18 protein-coding genes, 4 tRNA genes and 1 pseudogene are annotated in these 21,252 nt (G+C 41.9%); 6 read left to right on the top strand and 17 right to left on the bottom strand.

The window, feature by feature from the left end; all coding sequences use genetic code 11:
• Window position 1 precedes the first annotated feature (1 nt).
• Window positions 2-319, top strand: a complete 318-nt coding sequence (locus tag EP57_RS01185; RefSeq protein WP_036083375.1) for a hypothetical protein — start codon at window positions 2-4, stop codon at window positions 317-319.
• Between the two features lie 101 nt (window positions 320-420).
• On the top strand, window positions 421-1,101 hold the full coding sequence (locus EP57_RS01180; protein WP_036083374.1) for a GDSL-type esterase/lipase family protein: 681 nt from the start codon (window positions 421-423) through the stop codon (window positions 1,099-1,101).
• Window positions 1,102-1,425: 324 nt separating this feature from the next.
• Here the strand turns inward: EP57_RS01180 and EP57_RS01175 are convergent, their stop codons facing one another.
• From EP57_RS01175 to EP57_RS01140, 8 genes are all read right to left on the bottom strand, one after another.
• Complete coding sequence (locus EP57_RS01175) at window positions 1,426-1,818, bottom strand: hypothetical protein (RefSeq protein ID WP_036083372.1); 393 nt, start codon at window positions 1,816-1,818, stop codon at window positions 1,426-1,428.
• A gap of 34 nt (window positions 1,819-1,852) precedes the next feature.
• Window positions 1,853-2,164: a hypothetical protein gene (locus tag EP57_RS01170; RefSeq protein WP_036083369.1), complete on the bottom strand. Its 312-nt coding sequence runs from the start codon at window positions 2,162-2,164 to the stop codon at window positions 1,853-1,855.
• Between the two features lie 24 nt (window positions 2,165-2,188).
• Complete coding sequence (locus tag EP57_RS01165) at window positions 2,189-3,751, bottom strand: T7SS effector LXG polymorphic toxin (RefSeq protein ID WP_052167465.1); 1,563 nt, start codon at window positions 3,749-3,751, stop codon at window positions 2,189-2,191.
• Entirely contained in the window at window positions 3,748-4,116 is a 369-nt protein-coding gene (locus EP57_RS01160) for a hypothetical protein (RefSeq protein WP_036083367.1), read from the bottom strand. Before EP57_RS01160 ends, EP57_RS01165 begins: the two co-directional genes overlap by 4 nt.
• A gap of 1 nt (window position 4,117) precedes the next feature.
• On the bottom strand, window positions 4,118-4,402 hold the full coding sequence (locus tag EP57_RS01155) for a DUF3130 family protein (protein WP_036083365.1): 285 nt from the start codon (window positions 4,400-4,402) through the stop codon (window positions 4,118-4,120).
• 218 nt (window positions 4,403-4,620) lie between these two features.
• A tRNA-Leu gene (locus tag EP57_RS01150) sits at window positions 4,621-4,703 on the bottom strand.
• 116 nt (window positions 4,704-4,819) lie between these two features.
• Window positions 4,820-4,891: transfer RNA gene (locus EP57_RS01145), tRNA-Glu, on the bottom strand.
• 114 nt (window positions 4,892-5,005) lie between these two features.
• Window positions 5,006-7,306: a family 10 glycosylhydrolase gene (locus tag EP57_RS01140; RefSeq protein WP_036083363.1), complete on the bottom strand. Its 2,301-nt coding sequence runs from the start codon at window positions 7,304-7,306 to the stop codon at window positions 5,006-5,008.
• Window positions 7,307-7,656: 350 nt separating this feature from the next.
• Between EP57_RS01140 and EP57_RS01135 the strand changes: the two genes are divergently transcribed.
• Genes EP57_RS01135 through EP57_RS01120 form a run of 4 tightly spaced genes read left to right on the top strand, consistent with a single transcriptional unit; the run spans window position 7,657 to window position 11,562 of the window.
• Window positions 7,657-8,961, top strand: coding sequence for a PTS sugar transporter subunit IIC (locus tag EP57_RS01135; protein ID WP_036083361.1), 1,305 nt, complete (start codon window positions 7,657-7,659; stop codon window positions 8,959-8,961).
• Between the two features lie 42 nt (window positions 8,962-9,003).
• A complete protein-coding gene (locus tag EP57_RS01130; protein WP_036083360.1) occupies window positions 9,004-9,288 on the top strand; it encodes a hypothetical protein in 285 nt (94 codons plus the stop codon).
• 14 nt (window positions 9,289-9,302) lie between these two features.
• A complete protein-coding gene (gene anmK / locus EP57_RS01125; RefSeq protein WP_036083358.1) occupies window positions 9,303-10,481 on the top strand; it encodes an anhydro-N-acetylmuramic acid kinase AnmK in 1,179 nt (392 codons plus the stop codon).
• Window positions 10,474-11,562, top strand: coding sequence for a DUF871 domain-containing protein (locus tag EP57_RS01120; protein ID WP_036083356.1), 1,089 nt, complete (start codon window positions 10,474-10,476; stop codon window positions 11,560-11,562). Before anmK ends, EP57_RS01120 begins: the two co-directional genes overlap by 8 nt.
• Before the next feature lie 62 nt (window positions 11,563-11,624).
• On the opposite strand, the gene EP57_RS01115 is transcribed toward EP57_RS01120, so the two are convergent.
• The 9 genes and pseudogenes from EP57_RS01115 to EP57_RS01075 form a co-directional block, all read right to left on the bottom strand.
• Window positions 11,625-11,712, bottom strand: a tRNA-Ser gene (locus EP57_RS01115).
• A 35-nt stretch (window positions 11,713-11,747) separates the two neighbouring features.
• Window positions 11,748-11,820 (bottom strand) — tRNA-Asn (locus EP57_RS01110).
• An 81-nt stretch (window positions 11,821-11,901) separates the two neighbouring features.
• Complete coding sequence (locus tag EP57_RS01105; RefSeq protein ID WP_036083460.1) at window positions 11,902-12,366, bottom strand: SprT family protein; 465 nt, start codon at window positions 12,364-12,366, stop codon at window positions 11,902-11,904.
• 6 nt (window positions 12,367-12,372) lie between these two features.
• Window positions 12,373-14,535 carry a Tex family protein gene (locus tag EP57_RS01100; protein ID WP_114982740.1) on the bottom strand — a complete coding sequence of 721 codons (2,163 nt, stop codon included), beginning with the start codon at window positions 14,533-14,535 and terminating at the stop codon, window positions 12,373-12,375.
• A gap of 109 nt (window positions 14,536-14,644) precedes the next feature.
• Window positions 14,645-15,832 (bottom strand): serine racemase VanT catalytic subunit, encoded by a 1,188-nt coding sequence (vanT, locus tag EP57_RS01095; protein ID WP_052167464.1) that lies wholly within the window; start codon window positions 15,830-15,832, stop codon window positions 14,645-14,647.
• A 190-nt stretch (window positions 15,833-16,022) separates the two neighbouring features.
• A pseudogene (locus EP57_RS01090) lies at window positions 16,023-16,580 on the bottom strand (M15 family metallopeptidase); the annotation flags it as partial.
• Window positions 16,561-17,646, bottom strand: a complete 1,086-nt coding sequence (locus tag EP57_RS01085; RefSeq protein WP_052167463.1) for a D-alanine--D-alanine ligase family protein — start codon at window positions 17,644-17,646, stop codon at window positions 16,561-16,563. The gene EP57_RS01085 and the pseudogene EP57_RS01090, both read right to left, overlap by 20 nt.
• Window positions 17,647-17,658: 12 nt before the next feature.
• Window positions 17,659-18,576 carry a D-alanyl-D-alanine carboxypeptidase family protein gene (locus EP57_RS01080; RefSeq protein ID WP_221641562.1) on the bottom strand — a complete coding sequence of 306 codons (918 nt, stop codon included), beginning with the start codon at window positions 18,574-18,576 and terminating at the stop codon, window positions 17,659-17,661.
• A gap of 229 nt (window positions 18,577-18,805) precedes the next feature.
• Window positions 18,806-21,028 carry an Ig-like domain-containing protein gene (locus tag EP57_RS01075; protein WP_036083352.1) on the bottom strand — a complete coding sequence of 741 codons (2,223 nt, stop codon included), beginning with the start codon at window positions 21,026-21,028 and terminating at the stop codon, window positions 18,806-18,808.
• Window positions 21,029-21,252 lie beyond the last annotated feature (224 nt).

Here is a 21,252-nt window from a genome sequence, read left to right as displayed (position 1 = left end):
CATGTCAAAGGCAAGCTTCATCGCTTCTTTACTACAGCAAGGTCAATTCATCGAAAAGTATAAAGAAGCAGGAAATTCGATGCTGCCAATTATAAAATCGAACCAACCTGTAAGCTTAGTTCCCGTCACTGCGGACACGATTCTCGAAGTAAAAGATATCGTTTTCTGCAAAGTCAAAGGCAACTATTACACACACCTGATTTCTGCTACTCGCGTAAGAAATAATCAAACTGAGTACCAAATTTCGAACAATCATGGATTTGTAAACGGCTGGGTGAAAAAACGAAATATATTTGGTAAAGTCGTAAAAATTTGGTGATGAGCCAAGTTTTATTTTTTTGCCTTGATTCCCGTCAGTGACTTTGTAAAATCATAGGCGTAAAATCGTAGACATCCTAGCAAAGAAAGGAAGAATCTTGTATGTCAGGTAAAACAGTCAAATTTACAAATATGTCTCCCGATATTACAAAATTTCAGAATGACATCCGCGCCAAGTATGCAATAGCAAATCAAACCGCCAAAAAAGGACAGATTCTTTTTGTTGGTTCCTCATTAATGGAAATTTTCCCGATTGAGAAGTTTCAGCAAGAACAAGACCTTGGTTTGGATAAAATTATTTATAACCGCGGAGTCCGGGCCACAACAACGGCTGACTTGTTAGAACATATGGATACACTGATTTTTGATTTAGCACCAAGTAAGATTTTTATTAATATCGGTTCGAATGATATTGGTTTTAATGTCCCTGAAAATGTTTTTCTTGCAAACTATGACACGATTTTGCAACAGATTAAAGAGAAACTGCCTGATACTGTTGTTTATGTCATGGCCTACTACCCTATTAATACAGTGGATGATTTCGGCGAGAAAGAGTCTGAGCACAATCAACTTTATGAACATCGGTCGAATGAATTAAATGCAGCAGCAAGTGCTAAAGTCGAAAAACTGGCGCAAAAGAATGGCTACGAATTCATCAATGTTAATGCTGGGTTAACGGATAGTAGTGGGAACCTGCGTAAAGAATTGACATTTGACGGCGCGCACATGTTGCCGAATGGTTACGAGATTGTACTTGAGAATATGAAGAGATATTTAGAGTGAGAAATAAACTGTGTAGGTAGTGGAGTATTGTTCATTATTTATACAGTTTTTTCTTGAGTAAAAAAAAGATTCCAAAGATTGAAACCATCTTTGAAATCCACTGGTAACACTGATGCGGCCGAGAGGACTTGAACCTCCAATGGTTTTACCCCACTTGGCCCTCGACCTACACTTTTTTGAAATCAATATACTGATTTTATGCTAATAACTTTGGCTAGATGAGCAAGGTTAGCAGTATTGGGACTATATTAGATTGAGAGAGGGGTTTGTCAACTTAAATTCGTATTTTACACTCCTGAGTATTTCGTTTATAACCTCACACCTTTAGCCTAATTGTAAAACACTTTTAACTTCTGATAATAAATCTGTGAGTTTAGCAATTTCTGGACTATTTTCTATCTCTTTCCTTATATGTTTATCCAAATAACCATAAAATGTCCCAAAATCCAAATAGGCAATTTGTTCAGGTTCAACCGCAGGATAACCCAGTTCTATTAAAATATGATTCTCATCTAAAGGAGTGGGTAATTGTGCCATATCATAAGCATCTAAGTCTGATTGGAAATAAACAAAGACTATTCCTTGCCCATATCCTTCTCTCTTAGCAAAGTTTTTTAATGCATCTTCTAGATACCTCCCATTTATGAAATTAAAATAATTACTCACTAATTCATCAATACTATCTTTGTTATCAATAACTTCATATTCTCTGCTCATTTCGGACCCCTAACAAAAGTAATAAGAAACCTTCTTAATTTCCAATATAGCTTTCTGCAATATCAATATCTTGTGTCATATCCAACTCTGGAAATTTTTTATCAAGTTTTCTCAAACAGTTGATAAATTGCTCACTTTGAAGTCGCTCAGATACATCTTCAAAAATCTCACTGATATAATATAAATCCTTTTCTGTACTTTCTTCAAGATAATTTATTGTCTCCATCTCATTTTGAGATAATAGTTCTGTCATCTCGTTCCAACTCTTCTCAATTCCAAAATCGTCATTTATGTTTAAGCTCTTTCTTTTCTCTAAAATTAGTTCCATTTGTTTTTTTAATTTCATTTTTCTGCTCCTAATGATTTATTTTTATGGCTGTTTTGTTGCATCTGGAAAAATAGTTGCTGGTTGTCCATTTGTTTTTATTACTCCAACTCGTACGCCCCTATACTCTCCAAAAATAGCCTCACCATCTTTAATATTTGCAAAATTGGGTTGGTTTACAACAACTTGCCCAGCATTCTCTATGTCTTTAACAGTCCAATTTTCAGGGAACCACGACTGATTATTACCAGTTCTTTTTGCCTTAAGTTTATGATCTGGTACATTCCCAGTCCTAACTCCATTAGAATAAGTTTTTTCAATATTTACTTCCAAGCCATTTTCTCTGAGAAAAACAATGTTAGATTGACCATGCCCTCCGCCTTTCATCTTAGATATTTTTCCTGTAGAAGGATTTACAGTGAAATCTCCAACATCTGCATGCTTAATACTTGCAGTTGAAATCTCAAGTATTTTTTTAGTCCCACTAATACTCTTGCTACCATACATTCCTTTATCCAGACTTTTTAACACTGCTTTTTCATTCTTAAGATAAATATCAAAATTAGAACTCTCCCGCGCTGCCTTGCTTGCCTCAATATTCTTCAATACAACATCCTTATCAAACGATGCTGTTTTAACCGCTCCGAAACGCGCAGAAAAGCTCGAAACACCGAAGGCGCTACTTGCCAATACCAACAGATCAAATGCTAACCTCGAGTCTGTCACGTGCTGACCTGTTACCGCATCAATACCATATAGCACGCGATAGGAAGATCCCACTAGGAATAACTCTCTGAAAGTCGATTCATTCTGCCAATAAATCATCTGCTCATTCACAAATCCAAGTGTAGCCGTCGTATTCAGTTGCCCATCATTCATCATAAATCCAGCACTATTCCCATTCGGAATCACTGGCGTCAAACCAATATCCTCGATTTCCTTTATTTTATCATCAATTGCTTGCTGACTGGCGTATAATCTAGAAAGTTCTTTAAAATTTGTTCGATTTAATTTATCCACACCATACGTTCCTGTCACTCTATCAAAACCAATATTTTTCTGAATATCTTGCAAAGCTTGCTTAATATAATGCGCTAATTCTCCTAACTCATTGAAAAAATTAGCATGGCTCCGCTCAAAATCAAGATACTTAGCCAAAATCTCCTCTTTTTTATGCGCTTCAAATATCTGTGTTGCGAGATAATTCAGCTCGGATGCTTTTTGCGTACCATTAATCGCGCTAAGTTCTGCGGTCAAATTCTCCATCCGATTCTCAAAACCATTAATTTTTTGATTTAAGTCGTAAATACCGTCCGCGTCAAGCCTTGCATTATGGGAAGGATCTACTTGACTATGAAAATCCTGAATATACTGCTGTAGCTTGTCTTCACTCATTTTCAGCGCTTGTTTAATCGACCCACATAACTGGACATACGCGCCTGCATAATATTCTTTCGACGCCTGAATTGCTTCACCTGTTATTGACCTATCATTCAAATAGTTCGTTACCGCTTGTTTGACAGCCTCAATGCGCGGTGTGATTTCTTGATTTGTTGCTCGGAGTTGGCTTCTGAAATGGGTTACTTCCGCAATGTCAATGCGCGTCATAGCAACAACTCCTTATGTATCCGTTTCTGTTCTTCTTCTAGCTGATAGACATTATTTTGTAGCCTTTTTTGTTCCTGCTGCAAGGCTTCTCGTGAGTCCTCCACCGTCCGCCGAAGTTGGCGCCAATTCTGATGCGCTATATCTTCCGCTTCATGTGCCACGCTTCTTCCGTGATTTCCTTGCCAAACTTCATGCGCTTGCGCTACCAAATTCGATTTTTCTCGTTCCATGTGAAATAATTCCGATTCCACCGATTCTAACCGTACTTGTTTTTGCCGTATCACATACAATGCATCTTCCTGTACTTCTTTCTCCCGCCTCATCTTTTGTAATTGCTGGTGTAGTGCCTCCATTTTTTGATCCATTCTAGCGCACCTCCAAATGTAGCTTCTGCCCAACTTCTCTATCTTTTTGCGCATAGGCCTCACCAATTTGTTTAATACGCTTAGCATCCTCTTGCACAACGCTTTCAAAAATCTCCACGCCATCCAATAATTCCAGCAAACACTGCCGATATTGCGAAATAGAATTACTCTGTGTGTAACTCATATTCCCATTTTTCATAGGATGATACGCCATTCCCTGTACACTCGAACTCAAATCAGCGGCATGATTCATCATGGTATCTCTATTCACACTAATTTTAGCCATTCACTATCGTCCTCCCATTATGTAACATGTAAAAATATAGCTACTCCTATTATAGCTAAAAATAAATGAGTTGTCAGGTAAATTTTATTAAATCATGTAAACATTTTCTCTGTATCAGCACTTAATCTCTGCCCCATTTCTGCCCCCAATTTGCTAAAAAACGCAAAAAAAAGATTCCAAAGACCTGAACCATCTTTGAAACCCATTGATACTACTTATGCGGCCGAGAGGACTTGAACCTCCACGGGTTTTACCCCACTTGGCCCTCAACCAAGCGCGTCTGCCATTCCGCCACGACCGCGTATTTGTGCGAAATTTACGTGCATTGCTATTATACCTAACGTGATGTTTAGCTGTCAAGCAGATTCTTGCCGTTTATAAGCAAAAAACATGCTCCGAAGAACATGTTTTAAAAAATGACCCGTACGGGATTCGAACCCGTGTTACCGCCGTGAAAGGGCGGTGTCTTAACCGCTTGACCAACGGGCCATGATGCTAGCTCTCAAGCCAACTTTTTTATTATAGCATACTTATTTGAAGATGCAATACTTTTTTCGGATTTTTATGAAATACCTCGTGCCGTTGCTGACACGAGGTTATTTTTTAGGCTTGTTTTCTTTTCCAACGAAGGAGTAATAGGATTCCTACTAGGGTTGTTATTAAGCCCATTACGATTAATTGATTGCTAATTTCATCTCCGGTTGCTGGTAGGTCGTCTTTCTTGTTTACTTTTGTTGCAACTGGGGCCGTGTCTAGCTCTGTTAGTGTTTCTTTGACTTCTGGCGCTTGGCTCGGTTGTGTTGGTGTTGGTTTTACTTCTGGTTTTGGCTCTAGTTCTGGGGCTGTTGGGTCAACGATAGGCGTCTCTGGTTCTTCTGGCGCCACTTCTTCTGGGTCTTTCGTGTACGTAATCGTGAAGGCTTGTGCTTGATCTGTGAAGGTGCCTGAAATTGCGGTTTGTGTTGTTGTGTAGCCTTCTATTTCCAAAATTGGTACTTCAAAATTCTCATCGATATTTCCTGTTAAAACTTGTGGTTCTGCGATTTCTGTGCCGGTTTCATCTTGGTACGAAATAGTGATGTCTCCGCCTTTAATTTGCGCGATGACGGGCGAGGATTCATTGCTCGCTGCGTCAAGTGCGGTGACAACGTAGGTTCCGGCTTCTGTGATTGGTTGGCTGAATGTGGTCGTGCCGCCTGCCCAGATTCGTGCAACGATATTTGCTGGATTTGCCGCGATTTGTTCTGCGGTGCCTGAGCCTTTATAAACGATGTAGTAGCGCGCTTTATTAGCGGTTGTGTCGGTCCAGCTTAACGTGTCGCTTGTTTGTTTCACGTTTTGTGGGGCCGCGATTTGTTGGTGTGCTAGCCATGGTTTGCTTGGTATTAGTGCAGGTAATTGGAAATAGGTTTGTTGTAGCAGATCAATTGATTCGTTTTTGGCTTGATTGACGGGTTTTTGTGTGTCTGGGATAGTTGCGAGATTGCTTTTTTTAATGTCGTTATAGCTGAACAAGACACTGCCGGACACATTGGCTAGTTGCTGGTTGAAACGCATTTGATTTGGAATTTCTTCGGGGTTCATCCAAGCTGCTTCCCAACCGCCGTTTCCAAGGTGTTTATAGTTCGCATGCCCTACATAAATTTGTACGTGTGTCCCTTCTGCCGCATTGTTCCACCATCTCGCGAGATCACCGTATGGCGCCGCGCCTTGGTCAAAACTCCAATAAATTTGTGGAACCATATAGTCTACTTTTTCATCTTTAATCCATTGATACGTATCGGCAAAAATGCTCTGAGAGTAGGATTGCGAGGAACCTGTCGGCGTATTAGAACCTAACGGATTATTTGCTTTATGTTCCCAAATGCCAAAAGGACTAATACCAAATTGTACGGCGGTTTGCTTTGTTTGGTTGTGCGTGTCGATAGTTTGTTTTACTTTGTCAATCAGCGACGTAATGTTGTCGCGTCGCCAATCATCAATGCCTGCTTTTGTGTCTGGATAGCCTTTTGGAATACCGTATTTCGCGAATGTTGTGGCATCTTCTTGTTGATCTCCGAATAAAACATTTTTACCATCGACTGTGATGCGATACGGGTAGAAATAATCATCGAAATGGATTGCGTCTACATCATAGTTCGTCACTACTTCTTCAATCGTTGCTGCTACGTAATCTTGCACTTCTGGAATGCCTGGGTTGAGAAACAGCTTCTCGTCGAAACGCAAAACAGATTCTGGATGTTGTACGGCGTAGTTATTATCGGCTAGAATGCCTGCTTTGTTCCATGCCGCGATTTGTTCTGGCACAGTCATCGCAAGCGCTTCCTCTTTTGTCGCACCAATTTTGTTTAAGATGCTTTGTGTTGTTAATTTCGTATTGGTCACACGATACGGATTGAACCATGCGTGATATTCCATGCCGCGTTTGTGTGTTTCTTCGACCATGATAGCTAGCGGATCGTAGCCAGGATCTTTTCCTTGTGTGCCTGTAGCAATAAATTCAGACCAAGGATTGAGCGCGGATGGATAGTACGCGTCGAGCAAAGGCCGCACTTGAAAAATAACCGCATTCATGTTCCACGATTCGAAATCATTTAGTACTGTTTGATATTGCGCGCGGAAATCGGCTTCGGTTCCTACCTTTCCAAAATTAAGATTAGCGATTGTTGCTACCCACGAGCTTTTAAATTGTTCTTTTGGTTGTGTATAAGTCGTTGGAATTTGGACTTGTTCGGTCGAGCCATTGTAGTAGTAAACTGGTGTGCTCGCATTGTAGCCATAAGTGCTGTCAGCGTTTTTAATAAATTTCGTTAAGCCTGTCGTCTCCCCTTCTGCCTTCACGGCTAGCCCGAATACCGAGCAACTTAGTACAAGTATGAGTATCATGGATGCCCATTTTTTCATCTTTCATCCCCCTTTTTTTATCGCCGATTTTATAATATTTTCCAGATGGCGATTACGGGTTCAATATATCATCTTCCTACATCAATTTCAACTAAAAGTTCGGAAAAATTAATTATATATATCAAAATTACAGATGCTAAAACAAAGCAAATATGTTGGTACGCAATGCTTTTCGAGTTTCAGAACAACTGAAATAAATTTTTAATTATAATTTGGAAGCGTTGACATTTTATTTCAAATGAACTAGAATGAGTGGTGAACAATTTATATGAAAAGGAGGTTTATTCTAAAAACGGAAGTCTTGCGCAGCCAGAGCATACATACTATTTTAAAAATAAGGGAGAATAGTTATGCAAAGATTTATGGACTTTTTAGAAAAATATTTATCGATACCTATGGCTAAACTATCCGAACAGCGTCATTTGCGCGCGATTCGTGATGGTGTTGTGTCTTCGCTACCGTTTATTATTGTGGGTAGTATGTTTTTGATTGTGGCGTTTCCGCCGGTTCCGGAGAGTACCGCGCTGTTTAAATGGTCACAAGAACATGCTGCTGAAATCTTGATTCCTTATCGGATGACAATGTTTATTATGTCTTTATATATCACTTTTGGAATCGGTTACAATTTAGCGAAAAGTTACAAGCTTGACGCACTTTCTGGTGCGCAAATTGCTGTTGCTTCGTTCTTATTAACATTGACGCCTTTAGCACTGGATGATGTTGGATTTGTGCTGCCAATGGCGAATCTTGGCGGGCACGGCTTATTTATGGCAATGATTGTTTCTATTTTTTCTGTTGAAGTTATGCGGTTTTGTAAGAAGCGCAATATTACGATTAAGATGCCGGATCAAGTTCCGCCTAGTGTTGCGCGTTCTTTTGAAGCGTTGATTCCTGTTGCGATTGTTATTTTGATTATGACTACAATCACAGTTGTACTCGGAATCGATGTCCATTCGCTTGTTGATAAAGCGGTTGCACCGATTGTTAAAACGGGAGATAGTCTTTTTGGCGTGCTGTTGCCGGTGTTCTTAATTACGTTCTTCTGGTCATTTGGAATTCACGGGGTTTCTGTTGTTGGTGCGATTGCGCGTCCTGTATGGGAAGTTTATCTCGGTGGGAATGCTGCCGCAGTTGCTGATGGGAATCCGATGCCTTACGTGGCCCCTGAAACGTTTTTCCAATGGTTTGTTTGGATTGGCGGGTCTGGCGCGACGCTTGGGTTGGTGCTAGCGATGTTGTTCTTCTCGAAGTCGAGTTATTCGAAGGCGCTTGGTAAGACGACGCTGATTCCGAGTATTTTTAATATTAATGAGCCGGTTATTTTTGGGGTGCCGATTGTGCTTAACCCGATGTTGATTATTCCGTTTATTATTATTCCGCTGATTACGACGACGATTTCGTATTTTGCGACGACGCTTGGGTTTATTTCGCCTACGTATGTCATGGCGCCGTGGACATTGCCTGCGCCGATTGGGGCTTACTTGGCAACGGGTGGTGATTGGCGAGCGATTGTTCTCGTCGTGGTGAACATCTTTATTTCATTCCTCATCTACACGCCGTTCTTTAAAATGTACGATCAGAAACTGCTAGATGAAGAACAGGCGCAAGCGGAGGAAAATAAAGAAACGCATAGTAGTGAACCTAACATGGCTTAAATTTTGGGGCGAATTCGTTCGTCCCTTTTAGAGGTGATAGATGTGGAAACGAGTAAATGGATTAAATTTAATTATAAAAGTGCCATCATTTTCTTTGCGATTATGATTTTGACGAACTTGATTTTCTTGCCGGTTCTTACTGGGTTTGGCGTGGATCGGGCTTTTGGATTGTTCTTGTTGTCGAGTCTTGGGAGCTGGATTGGGCTTTCTTATGTATTGTTAGTGAAGCATGGGTTTTATAAATCAAAGAAGCAGGCGGCAGTGTTCGTTGCGGTTGTCGGGTTTGTTTGTACGGCGAGTTGTTACTTTTTAATTTATTTGAATTAATGGGAGGTTAGGAAATGGCGTATGTGGTTGGATTGATGTCGGGGACTTCGCTTGACGGGGTCGATGTAGCGTTGCTTGATTTACAGGAAACAGAGAATGGCTTGGATACTACGTTGCTTGATTTTAAAACGGTGCCTTTTCAGGCGTCGCTTGTGGCGGAAATTCGGAAAAGCTTGAGTATTGAACACTCGGATTCGCAGTTGATTTGTAGCTTGAATTTCAAATTAGGCGTGCTTTTTGCGGAGAGTGTGAAAATGATTTGTAGCAAAAATGGGATTGCTGCGTCACAGCTTGAGGTGATTGGCTCGCACGGTCAGACGATTTTTCATCAGCCGGAACAGGTCGGGGATATGGCGGCTTCGACGTTGCAGATTGGGGAGCCTGCTGTGATTGCGTATGAGACGGGAGCTACGGTTGTGTCGAATTTTCGGACGATGGATATGGCTGCTGGTGGTCAAGGTGCCCCGCTTGTGCCGTATACGGAGTTATTGCTTTATCGGGATGCGCACAAAAATCGGTTGTTGCAAAACATTGGCGGTATTGGGAATGTGACGGTGTTGCCTCAGGCGGCGACGCTGGATCAAGTTTTTGCGTTTGATACGGGGCCTGGGAATATGATTATTGATGATTTGATGCAGCGTTTGTTCCAGCGTGGTTATGATGCGGGTGGTGAGATTGCAGCGCAGGGCGCAGTGAATGAAGCGATGCTTGCGGATTGTATGCATGATGATTTTATTACGGCGGCAATTCCGAAGTCGACGGGACGCGAGCTTTATGGGAAAGAATATACGGATCACCTGCTTGCTACATACGGCCATTTGGCGCCGGAGGATTTGATTGCGACGGCAACGATGTTTACGGCAAAAACGATTGTGTCGAACTATGAACAGTTTGTTTTTCCAAAAATGACGATTGATGAGGTTGTTGTGAGTGGTGGTGGGAGCTATAATGAGACGCTGCTTCGGTTTATGGCGGAACTTTTGGACGGGAAATGTGTGGTGTTGACGCAAGAGGATATTGGTTATTCTTCGGATGCCAAGGAAGCTGTGGCGTTTGGATTGTTAGCTTATGAAACATTGCATCGTCGCCCTTCTAATGTACCGAATGCGACTGGCGCGCGGGAACATGTGATTCTTGGAAACATTACGTATCCCCCACTCGTTTATAAGGAAGAAGGTGCAAATTTTGCATAAATTAGGAATTTCGATTTATCCGGAACATTCTACGCCGGAAAAGGATAAGGCTTATATTAGTTTGGCGCATCGGTATGGTTTTACGCGGGTTTTTACGTGTTTATTATCGGTGAATGGTGATAAGGAGCAGATTTTGCGGGAGTTTAAGGAGACGATTAGTCACGCGAATGCGCTTGGGATGGAAGTTATGGTCGATATTTCGCCACGGATTTTTGCTGCGCTTGGGATCTCTTATGATGATTTGTCATTTTTTGATTCGTTGGGCGCGTATGGGATTCGTCTGGATATGGGCTTTACGGGCAGTGAGGAGGCCGCGATGACGTTTAATCCGTACGGTCTGAAAATCGAGATTAATATGAGTAATGATACGAATTACTTGAATAATATTATGGATTTCCAGCCGAATCGGGAAAATTTGATTGGGTCGCACAATTTTTATCCGCATCGTTATGCTGGGCTTTCGTACGATTATTTTGTGAAGTGCAGTGAGCGTTTTCGCGGTTTTCAAATTCGGACGGCGGCGTTTGTGCATTCGAATGATGCAACGTATGGTCCTTGGCCGGTAATGGAAGGTTTGTGTACGCTCGAGATGCACCGGGAGTTGCCGATTGAGACGCAGGCGAAGCATTTGTTAGCAACGAAGTTAATTGATGACATTATTGTAGCGAACGCATACGCTTCGGAAAAGGAACTGGCGAGCTTGAGTGCCGTATTGTCTGCTGAAAAATTTGGTTTGCGAATGACGTTACATGATACGATTACCCCACTGGAACGAAAAATTGTTTTGGAGGAGCCTCATTTTTATCGTGGGGATGTGTCGGATTATTTTATTCGGTCGACGCAATCGCGTGTGAAATATCGGGAGGAAACGTTTAACCCGACGTATACGCCGAACATTAAGCGCGGGGATATTTTGATTGAGAATGAGCTTTATGGGCAGTATAAAGGGGAATTGCAGATTGCGCTAAAAGATATGGAGAATCGCGGGAAAACGAATGTTGTTGGACGGATTCATGAGGATGAAATCTTTTTGCTCGATTATATGGAACCTTGGACGAAGTTTGAATTTATGGTGGAATAAATAAAAATACTAGGAATCGCGATAAAACTTACGATTCCTAGTATTTTCTTTGTTCCTATGAACGGAGAAGGAGGGATTTGAACCCTCGCGCCGCGCGAGCGACCTACACCCTTAGCAGGGGCGCCTCTTCAGCCACTTGAGTACTTCCCCAGTTGACACTAATTGTACGAAAAGGTATAAAAGAACTCCACAGGCAAGACTCGAACTTGCGACCGATCGGTTAACAGCCGATTGCTCTACCAACTGAGCTACTGTGGAATAGTCATAAATCCTTCCGACTCTTTACATTATAAGCAGGTATCATGAAAAAATCAAGTTTTAATTGCAAAGTAGCTGAAATTATCGCGATACTTGCACGATTTCTTCTTGTACATACTTCAAACGTCCGTTACAACGTCCACAACGGTACTTTTTCACGTCAAAACGACGCTTGCGTAAAAAGGCCGTGTTGCATGCTAAACATGTGTAGCGATGCATCTTTTGCTCTGTGGGGATGGCTTGGCAAAATCGTGGTGCATCTACTTTGGCAAGTAAAGCTCGAAAATCGGCGTCACGGTGCTGATAGCCTTTTCCTGCGATGTGTAAATGGTAATGGCACAGCTCGTGTTTCATAATGCCAATAAAATAATCCAAACCAAAGCTTTCAAGGTAGCGCGGATTCATCTCGATATCGTGACTTTGCAATAAATAACGCCCGCCTGTTGTTCGCAAGCGGGTATTGAACGTGGCCTGATGCAAAAAAGGCTTTTGGAAAAATTGCAACGACACCGTCTCCATGTGCCGCTGCAGTTCTTGTTCTGTCATCATCGCTTATTTTCCTTGTTCTGGGGCTAACATCGTGAGTGAAATCCGACCTTTTTTCTGATCGACATCGTCTACCCATACCGTCACGACATCGCCGACAGATACAACGTCCATTGGCTTGCGTACGAAAGATTTGCTCAGTCTCGAAATATGCACGAGTCCGTCTTGTTTCACGCCGATGTCAACGAATGCACCGAAATCGACGACATTCCGCACCGTTCCCTGCAGTTCCATCCCTGCTTTTAAATCTTCCATGGAGATAACGTCTTGTTTTAAAAGTGGTGCATCGAGTTCGTCACGCAAGTCACGACCTGGTGCTACGAGCGAGTCGACGATGTCTTGCAATGTTTCTTTACCGACTTCAAGCTCGGCGGCCATTTCTGTAAGGCTGAACTGTTGCAGCGCTTGTTTTAGTTCTGGCGTTCCTAAGTCGCTGAGTTGGAATCCTGCGGAATTCACGATTTTTTCAGCGGTCGCATAGCTTTCCGGGTGAATCGCGGTTTGGTCAAGCGGATGCTTCCCTTCTAAAATTCGCAAAAAGCCAATGCTTTGTTCGTAGGATTTCGCGCCAAGACGGGGCACTTTTTTCAGTTCTTTGCGGGATGTGAATGGGCCGTTTTCTTCGCGGTATTTACGAATGTTGCCGGCAACCGTTTTGTTTAGACCTGCGACGTATTGTAATAAGGAGGCTGAGGCCGTGTTTACGTTGACGCCGACTTGGTTTACTGCGGTTTCGACGACGAACGTTAAGGTGTCATTGAGTTGTTTTTGCGCGACGTCATGTTGGTATTGACCAACGCCGACGGATTTTGGATCGATTTTAACGAGCTCAGCAAGTGGATCTTGTAAGCGACGACCGATGGATACCGCGCTTCGTTGTTCGACTTGGAAATCGGGGAATTCTTCGCGGGCAATGTCACTTGCGGAATAGACGCTGGCCCCTGCTTCGTTGACGATACAATAATACGCATTCAGCTTTTCTTCTTTGATTAATTCGGCGATGAATTGTTCGGATTCACGCGACGCGGTACCGTTTCCGATAGCAACGACTTCGACGCCGTATTTCTTCATCAACTGCAACACTTTTTGCTTTGCTTCTGCTTTTTTGTTTTGCGGTGGGTGCGGATAAATAACATCGATTGTCAAAACTTTACCTGTTTGGTCAAGTAACGCAAGCTTACAACCAGTTCGGTACGCTGGATCGAGACCTAGAATAATTTTGCCTTTTAGCGGTGGTTGTAGTAATAGTTTTCGTAAGTTTTCCGCAAAAATATGAATGGCTTGTTCTTCGGCGGCTTCGGTAAGTTCTGCGCGGATTTCTCGTTCGATTGCTGGGCCGATGAACCGTTTATACGCGTCTTCTAAGCCTGCCATCACATAGCTTTCTGCCACGGAGCCTGATCGCGTGATGACTTGTTTTTTCAAATACTCGTGTACTTTCGTAGGGTCAATGACAACGGCAACGCGTAAAATATCTTCTTTTTCGCCGCGGTTAAATGCTAGCACGCGATGGCTAGCGACTTTTGAAATTAGTTCTTGATAATCGTAGTACATTTCGTAAACCGATTTCTCGTCTAGTTCGGTCTTTTTGCCAACGGATTGAATCATGCCGAACTTGCGCGTGAATTCTCGAATCCATTTGCGGTACGCTGGTTCGTCTGAGATTACTTCGGCGATAATCTCATGCGCGCCAAGCAATACGTCTTCTACTGTTGCCACTTCTTTGTCTGCCGAAATGTATTTCGTAGCTTCTGCCGTCACATCGCCTGATCGTGGTAAAGCGAGTAGCCATAACGCGAACGGTTCCAAGCCTTTTTCTTTTGCAATCGTTGCTTTGGTGCGTTTTTTCTGTTTGTACGGGCGGTATAGATCTTCTAGCGCTTGGTGTTTCTCCGATTTTTTGATGGCAGCTCCTAGTTCTTCAGTCAACTTGCCTTGTTCTTCAATGAGGCGCAGAATTTCTTCTTTGCGTTGTTCCAATTTCTCCACATACGTATAGCGTTCCTCAATATTGCGAATTTCTACCTCGTCCAAACTACCGGTCATCTCTTTCCGATAACGCGCGATAAACGGCACGGTGTTCCCTTCGCTGAGCAATTCAATGACCGCATTAATCTGATTTGGGCGATAAGGTAAAGATTTATGTACTAATTTCAAAATTTCTTCCATGTTTTCTGCCTCCAAATAATTCATCTCTTGGACTAGTGTACCATAAAATAAGCTGTAAAACCAAGATGAATAAGCGGCTTTACCAAGATGCTATCAAGGTTAAAACCGCTTATTTATAAATGACTGGCAATCTTTTTCCTAATCTGCTAAGTATTTCATTCGTAATTGTCTCTGCTTTCTCCGCCAAAACTTCTGCTGAAAAATGGGCATCTTGGCTATCGATTATCGCAACTTCTGTTCCGACGCTCACTTCTTGTAAATCGGTGATGTCTAGCATCATCATGTCCATGCAAATTCTGCCGATGATTGGCACAGCAACACCGTTCACGCTTACTTTTAAATTGGTAGAAGACAGGTTTCGCGGAATCCCGTCAGCATAACCAATCGGGATCATCGCGATTTTCATTTTGTGCGGCGCCATAACATCATTGCCGTAGCCGATAAAATCATCTTCTGCGACGTATTCGATTAAAGCAATCCGACTTTTCAATGACAACACTGGCTGTAGGGGTAAAGTCAACTCGGAGTAATCGCTTTGACAGCCGTATAATGAAATGCCAATTCGAACGTAGTCGTACTGTAAATTATCATAATTTTGCATGCCGTAACTGCTTTGTAAATGTGTTTTTCGTGGGTTGATTCCGGCTTTTTGTAAGGCAGCAAGTAACCCGTCATACGCCTCGATTTGCGCTTGCGTTCTTTCAACCGCCTCATCATCCAAGCTATCCGCCGAACCGAGATGGCTATAAATCCCTTCCACCGCCAAAATATCTGACTTGTAAAAATGAATAATGGTTTCCATTTGATTTCGCGGAATCCCGGCTCGGTGCATACCTGTGTCAATTTTCAAATGGCATCTGATACGCATCCCAGTCTCTTCCAAAGCAACACCGTGTTGTTCACTAATAATCGTCTGAATTAGATCGAAATGCTGTATTTTATCCGCGTCACTCGGCGCTGTGTAACCAAAAATTAAAATATCGCTTCGGATGCCTGATTTACGCAGTTCTATCGCTTCGTCCAATGTTGCTACGGCAAAGATGGTGACGCCGTTTTTCTCTAATAATTGACTGCAATGCGTAGCGCCATGACCGTATGCATCCGCTTTGACGACTGCCATTAATGCTGTTTTTCCGGGGAGATTTTCTTGAATCGTTTTAGCATTATGGACAAGCGCATCACGCGAGCATTCTCTCCAAGCACGGCGCGGTTTGCGATATTGTTTTACCGTTCTAAGAAGAGAATTTAACCATAAGTAACACGGGACGAGGCTTTGATATGATCGTGTTTTTAGCATCTGCCAGGACTTCCTTTCATTAATCGGTTCGGTAAGTGATGATGAGTTCTCCGCAATTGTTAGCACTCATTTCACAAATCACGACTTTATCGGGAACTTGCGTCTTCCCTAAAAACCAGTCATCCATTGGTACAGTGACGATGTAGTACGCGCAGTCACCATTTTGCCAATGAAACGGTTCGTAAAACGAGGTGAAATTTCGCAAATAGGCGATATATTCTTCTAATGCGAATTCGCGTTCTTCGATAATTTGACTGTGCGGCAGGCCGACATACCGGAAATGCCACGGCTCGTAAGCAATCCCCGTAATCCTAGTTTTTCCTTCCGGATACCTTAAAATAAAGCCAAAAGCAGCCATATGTTCACGAAAAATTCGAGCAATGCCATGATTCGGAAACTCTGGACAAATAAAATCGATGTTGTCTTGTTTCAACGCAACGTCAATTGCCAAACCTGCTTGATGCTCACTACAACCTGGTTTTGCGACATATTTTTGTGTGTAGTTTTTGCCGTTTTTAGTGAGGCTATCTTGGTAAATGTGAGACTGTTCTTCGTAGCTTCGGTAACCGCTGACGGGGACAATATCTTCTTTTGCAGCGATGGTTGTTACTAGTGCACATAGTTTTTCTGCCGCTTGTTTGGTTAGCTGGTGATCTTCGCTGAGTGTCACGAGTGAGCATGGCACATAGTTTTTGCTCAATGGGTGGCTGTTATTAATTAGTAGTAAATTATCCTTTAGTTGCTTCATGCTCTATCACTCCGTTTCGCTTTTCTGCTGCAAGTTCGATTAATGTTTGAATCAGCGTCTCGTAACAATAGCCTGCCTCCTTCATCAATGTCGGAAAGCGCGAATGTTCTGTAAAACCTGGCATCGTGTTGACTTCGTTAAAAATTAACTGGCCATCTTCTTGTAAGAAAAAGTCAATACGTGATAAGCCTTCGCAGTGAATCGCCATATAAATCGCTCGTGCTGCTTTTTGAATGTATCGCTTGGTTTTTAGAGGGATTCGTGCTGGCATGTGAATTTGGGCAGAAAGCAATTCATATTTCTCTGTGAAGTTGAAAAAGTCGCTATTTAGTTCTATCTCGTCAACGCCACCAACGATTGGCTTACTATTGCCGATAATTCCGCATCCGACCTCAGAGCCTTGGATAGCTTTTTCAATTGTGATTTCGGTATCGAATTGTGCAGCGTGCTTAATTGCTGGCATGATCGCGTCTTTGTTGGCAACCATTGATATACCAATGGATGAACCTGCTCGAACCGGCTTGATGAAAAGCGGAAAATCGTGTTGTGCGATAAAATCTTGAATGCGAATATGCGGAATTTGTTCGCGGTCGAAATGAATCGATGGCGCGACTTGGATGCCTAGGTTTTGGACTAATTTCTGGACTTGTACTTTATCGCTACATAATGCAGATGTAAAGACGCCGCACCCGACGTAGTTTATTCCAGCTAAGTCTAGCACACCTTGAATCGTGCCATCTTCTCCATTTTGACCATGCAAAACAGGAATCGCGACGTCAATTTTGCATGTTTCGATGGAAATGGCGCGATGCACGTACACGCCACTCTCCGATTTATCCATAATGGGCGAGACGATGGTGCAAGAGCTATGTTGCTCCCACTTATTATCGGAAATTGCCTCAACTGGGCCTTCGTATAAATACCATTTTCCTTTTTGGGTGATACCGATTAAAATAACATCGTTTTTTGTTGTGTCAACAGCTCGGATTACGGCGGTTGCGGATTGCAATGAGACCTCATATTCAGGCGATTCTCCACCAAAAAAGACGGCGATTTGTTTTTTCATTGTTTTTCCTCCTTAGTTCTTGAATCCGTAAGCCATGAGTGTTTTCGTATCTTGGAAACGGGCGTCTATTGTGCTTGTTTTTAATACGATCGAAATTAGTCGCTTGCCATTTTGTTTCGCTGTTCCGACAAAGCAATAGCCCGCGCCATCTGTGAATCCTGTTTTCAAGCCGTCCAATCCGTCAATTTCTTTATTTGCTAAAAGGGCATCTGTGGATTGAACTGTGTAGCCGTTGCTTGTTTTATAGCTTGCTTTTGATGTCATATCAAGCACTTCTGGGTATTTTGTAATCAGTGATGAGGCTAATAGATACAAGTCTTTGCTCGTCGATACATTCTCTTCGCCGCCAGAATCTAGACCGCTTGCACTAACAAAGTTACTTTTGCTAGAGAGTCCTAGTTTTTTAGCGGTTTTATTCATTTTTCCTGGGAAATCGGTTTTATCGAGTCGTTTGCCAAGTGCTTCTGCGGCGTCATTTGCAGACATAACGAGCATTGCTGCGTAAAGGTCTTTCACTGTCCATGTTTTTTTATTTGTTACCATATATAAAGATACTGCGGCTTTATCATCTAATGGCTCCAACTGCAAAGTCTCATCCCACGATAACGTTTTATTATGTATGGCTTGTAAAACCAAATACGTCGTCATCAGTTTGGTAATGCTTGCGATTGGTGTTACGATTTCTGGACTTTTCTCATATAGCGGCTTTGTATCGTCCATGTTATAAAGAGCAGCCGATTCTGCTGAGATGTTAAGGTCTGGCGATGGCGTCGTGTCTACTGTTTGTTCTACTTTCTTTTCTGCCGTTTCTGCTGTAGCCGTGACTTTCTGTTTCGTTGCTGTAGCTTGGTCCTCGTTATTGTTACATGCAGCAAGCGATAAACTCGATGCTGCTAAAACTGCGATAAGACAACTATGTTTGATTTTCAATGTATTCTCCTCCTTTGATATGACTCAAGTATAGAGGAGTTAAATAAATGCGAGGCTAAGAAAATATAAGGAAAGTTTAAAGAAATGGTCCGAATTATGATAAGGAAACACTAGAATCATATATTTATCTCGAAATTAAGTGCAAATAAATACAAAAAGACCTACGATGAATTATTTAAAAATAATTCACCGTAGGTCGCTTATATAATTTTGAATTACCTAAAAAATTTTATGGTAAAATCGTGGCTGTTGCTTGGGCAATGATTCCCGTGGAATTTAATGCTCTGACAGTGAAGTTATCTCCAACGACTTGCATAGCAGCGAAACCTGAAACATAGATTCTGAAAGTTTTATCTGCATTTATTTGACCGTAGCGTAGTATCGTTCCCGCTTTATCGTAAACTGCAATCCTCTCTACATTTTCTTCTACAGTTCCAGTAACGTTAGCTTGACCTGCTCGATAAGGATTTACCATTAAATCGGATAATCCTTTTACGGTACCAGCCGCAACTTCACTGCGTTGACCATGAACGTCCGTTACAAATATTTCAAAATTAGTACCTGCGACTTTGAGTGCTGCAATATCATTGGCATAAATCGCGTACTTACCATCTGCGTTAATAGTTCCAATTTTAGTAACTTTTCCATCAATTATTAAAGTGACTCTTACTGCTCCGGCCGGTGCGGTACCTCGAATATAAGTAGCATTCGCATAGTAATCATCAATCGTTGGTTTTGTTAATTGGGCACTGATAACCGTTATAACCACCGATGCACTCTCATCCTCGCCTTCTTTTTGAGTAACAGAGAGTTTCGTTCCTTCAGCTTGTTTTGGAATAGTAACTTCAAAATTCCCATCATCTTTTACTTGTCCTGTACCAATTTCTTGTCCATTTACTTTCACGCTCACCGTAGCACCAGGTTTACCTTTTCCACTCACTTTTGTACTATTTGCTGTCACAATGTCAATGTTACTTGGTGCGTCTATGCCTTTTAATACTAAGGTTTCGTTCACTACGCTATTCATTCCATTTTTAGTTTGACTAACAGATAGCTTCTCACCTTCGACAGTTCTCATAATAAACAGTTCAAATTTTCCTGTGTCATTTACGGTTGTTGTTCCTACAAGATTTCCTCCTGCTCTCACATTCAGCGTAGCACCAGGACTCCCATTACCAGTTACTTTGACTCTCTCTCCGGAAATAATAGCTCGTAATTCCGTAATGCCACCTAACTCAATACCATATCGAACACTAGCTTTGATTTGGTTTAAACCAAGGGACGCACTTACTTGTACAGTATTTCCACCAATTAATGCAGGTACGGTTGCTGTCCATTGACCTGTAATTATATCCGATTTTACATTAGCAACAGGTGCCACTGCTCCTGTCCATACAGCTACATCCGCTCCTGGGGATGCAGTTCCAGAAATGGTAGTCATACCTTCCTTCAATTCAGAAGTGACTTCTGGTACTTCCTGCTCCACAATGACCTTTGTGCTTTCACTTACATCTTTATCTTCTTCTTGCGTAATTTGTAATTCATTTCCCATTTTCTGTGCTGGTATCGTTACTTCAAAAATGCCATTCTGATCAACTGTCGCTGTTCCAATTTCCTGTCCGCTTGCTTGTACTCGTACTTTTGCACCTTGTTTGCCTTTTCCAGTCACCTTTTTTTCTTTACTCGAAACGACGTTCACGGTGGGTTTCCCTATTCCTTCAACAACTTTTACGTGGAAATTCATAGTACCTTGCGAACCCTGCGCACCAAATACGATACCATTCCATTTTTGTTTTACATCAAGAGTATAGTTTGCTGCTTGTTTTACTATAGGTACTTCAAAATTTCCATCTTGATCAACAATACCTGATGATTCCATCCGTTTGAATTGATTGCCAATTTTCACTGAAAAAGTTACTGCCACCTCGACACCTGGGTATCCACCTGAACCAGTTAAGGTATCTGTATTTGTTGTTGCTGTATCGAAGTTGCTCTTCGTAAGTTTACTTGGCCATAGTTCATAGATGGCAAAAGCCGCTTCTCCACCGATTGCATTATCCCTTAAAAATAAACAGTCCCCAACCTCTAGTTTAGGAATAAGAGCTTGCCAATTTCCTTGATTATCAACTAGCGCTTTAGCAATAACTCCATGTTGGTTAATATACTCAATACTTACTTCCCTGCCTGGAATACCAACACCTGATATAGATGTACTCCCTAAATGAAATCCACCTGTGATTTGTAAAGACTCATCTAGAGACAGCACAACATCTACAGACTCTGCAAATAGCGCGCTGCTCGAGGTGTTTCTTACCTCTGTATGTGTAATGACGCTCTGGCTGATAATATTATTTTCTGCAGCCCGTACTTTTGTTTCATTGTCTGTAAACCCTAATGCTCCACCTGTCGTAGTAGCTAATCCAGCCACCCACAATAATGCTTTTTTCTTCACTTTTTTTCCTCCTTTTTAACTTGTCTATTTCGAAAATCATCCCTTTAATTTCTTACATAATTAATTATGACACATCCTTTCTTTCTGCAAGTTGGAATACGAAGTAGCCAATATTCCTAGTATTATAGTTCTAATTATAGGCTATATTCTTTTGTTTGCATGTAGATAAAATTTAGATTTTTTTCGAGTAAAGCAGGATAAGCAAGCGCTTACTATAGCCTATT

It is taken from the genome of Listeria booriae (genome assembly GCF_000766865.1).
Lineage (GTDB): Bacteria > Bacillota > Bacilli > Lactobacillales > Listeriaceae > Listeria_A > Listeria_A booriae.
This window is presented reverse-complemented; position numbering and strand designations above follow the sequence as displayed.

What these genes read in the sequence shown, in the direction of transcription:
- EP57_RS01185 (WP_036083375.1), top strand. Translation starts at nt 2, where the DNA reads ATGTCAAAGGCAAGCTTCATCGCTTCTTTACTACAGCAAGGTCAATTC.
- EP57_RS01180 (WP_036083374.1), top strand. Translation starts at nt 421, where the DNA reads ATGTCAGGTAAAACAGTCAAATTTACAAATATGTCTCCCGATATTACA.
- EP57_RS01175 (WP_036083372.1), bottom strand. Translation starts at nt 1,818, where the DNA reads ATGAGCAGAGAATATGAAGTTATTGATAACAAAGATAGTATTGATGAA.
- EP57_RS01170 (WP_036083369.1), bottom strand. Translation starts at nt 2,164, where the DNA reads ATGAAATTAAAAAAACAAATGGAACTAATTTTAGAGAAAAGAAAGAGC.
- EP57_RS01165 (WP_052167465.1), bottom strand. Translation starts at nt 3,751, where the DNA reads ATGACGCGCATTGACATTGCGGAAGTAACCCATTTCAGAAGCCAACTC.
- EP57_RS01160 (WP_036083367.1), bottom strand. Translation starts at nt 4,116, where the DNA reads ATGGATCAAAAAATGGAGGCACTACACCAGCAATTACAAAAGATGAGG.
- EP57_RS01155 (WP_036083365.1), bottom strand. Translation starts at nt 4,402, where the DNA reads ATGGCTAAAATTAGTGTGAATAGAGATACCATGATGAATCATGCCGCT.
- EP57_RS01140 (WP_036083363.1), bottom strand. Translation starts at nt 7,306, where the DNA reads ATGAAAAAATGGGCATCCATGATACTCATACTTGTACTAAGTTGCTCG.
- EP57_RS01135 (WP_036083361.1), top strand. Translation starts at nt 7,657, where the DNA reads ATGCAAAGATTTATGGACTTTTTAGAAAAATATTTATCGATACCTATG.
- anmK (WP_036083358.1), top strand. Translation starts at nt 9,303, where the DNA reads ATGGCGTATGTGGTTGGATTGATGTCGGGGACTTCGCTTGACGGGGTC.
- EP57_RS01105 (WP_036083460.1), bottom strand. Translation starts at nt 12,366, where the DNA reads ATGACAGAACAAGAACTGCAGCGGCACATGGAGACGGTGTCGTTGCAA.
- EP57_RS01100 (WP_114982740.1), bottom strand. Translation starts at nt 14,535, where the DNA reads ATGGAAGAAATTTTGAAATTAGTACATAAATCTTTACCTTATCGCCCA.
- vanT (WP_052167464.1), bottom strand. Translation starts at nt 15,832, where the DNA reads ATGCTAAAAACACGATCATATCAAAGCCTCGTCCCGTGTTACTTATGG.
- EP57_RS01085 (WP_052167463.1), bottom strand. Translation starts at nt 17,646, where the DNA reads ATGAAAAAACAAATCGCCGTCTTTTTTGGTGGAGAATCGCCTGAATAT.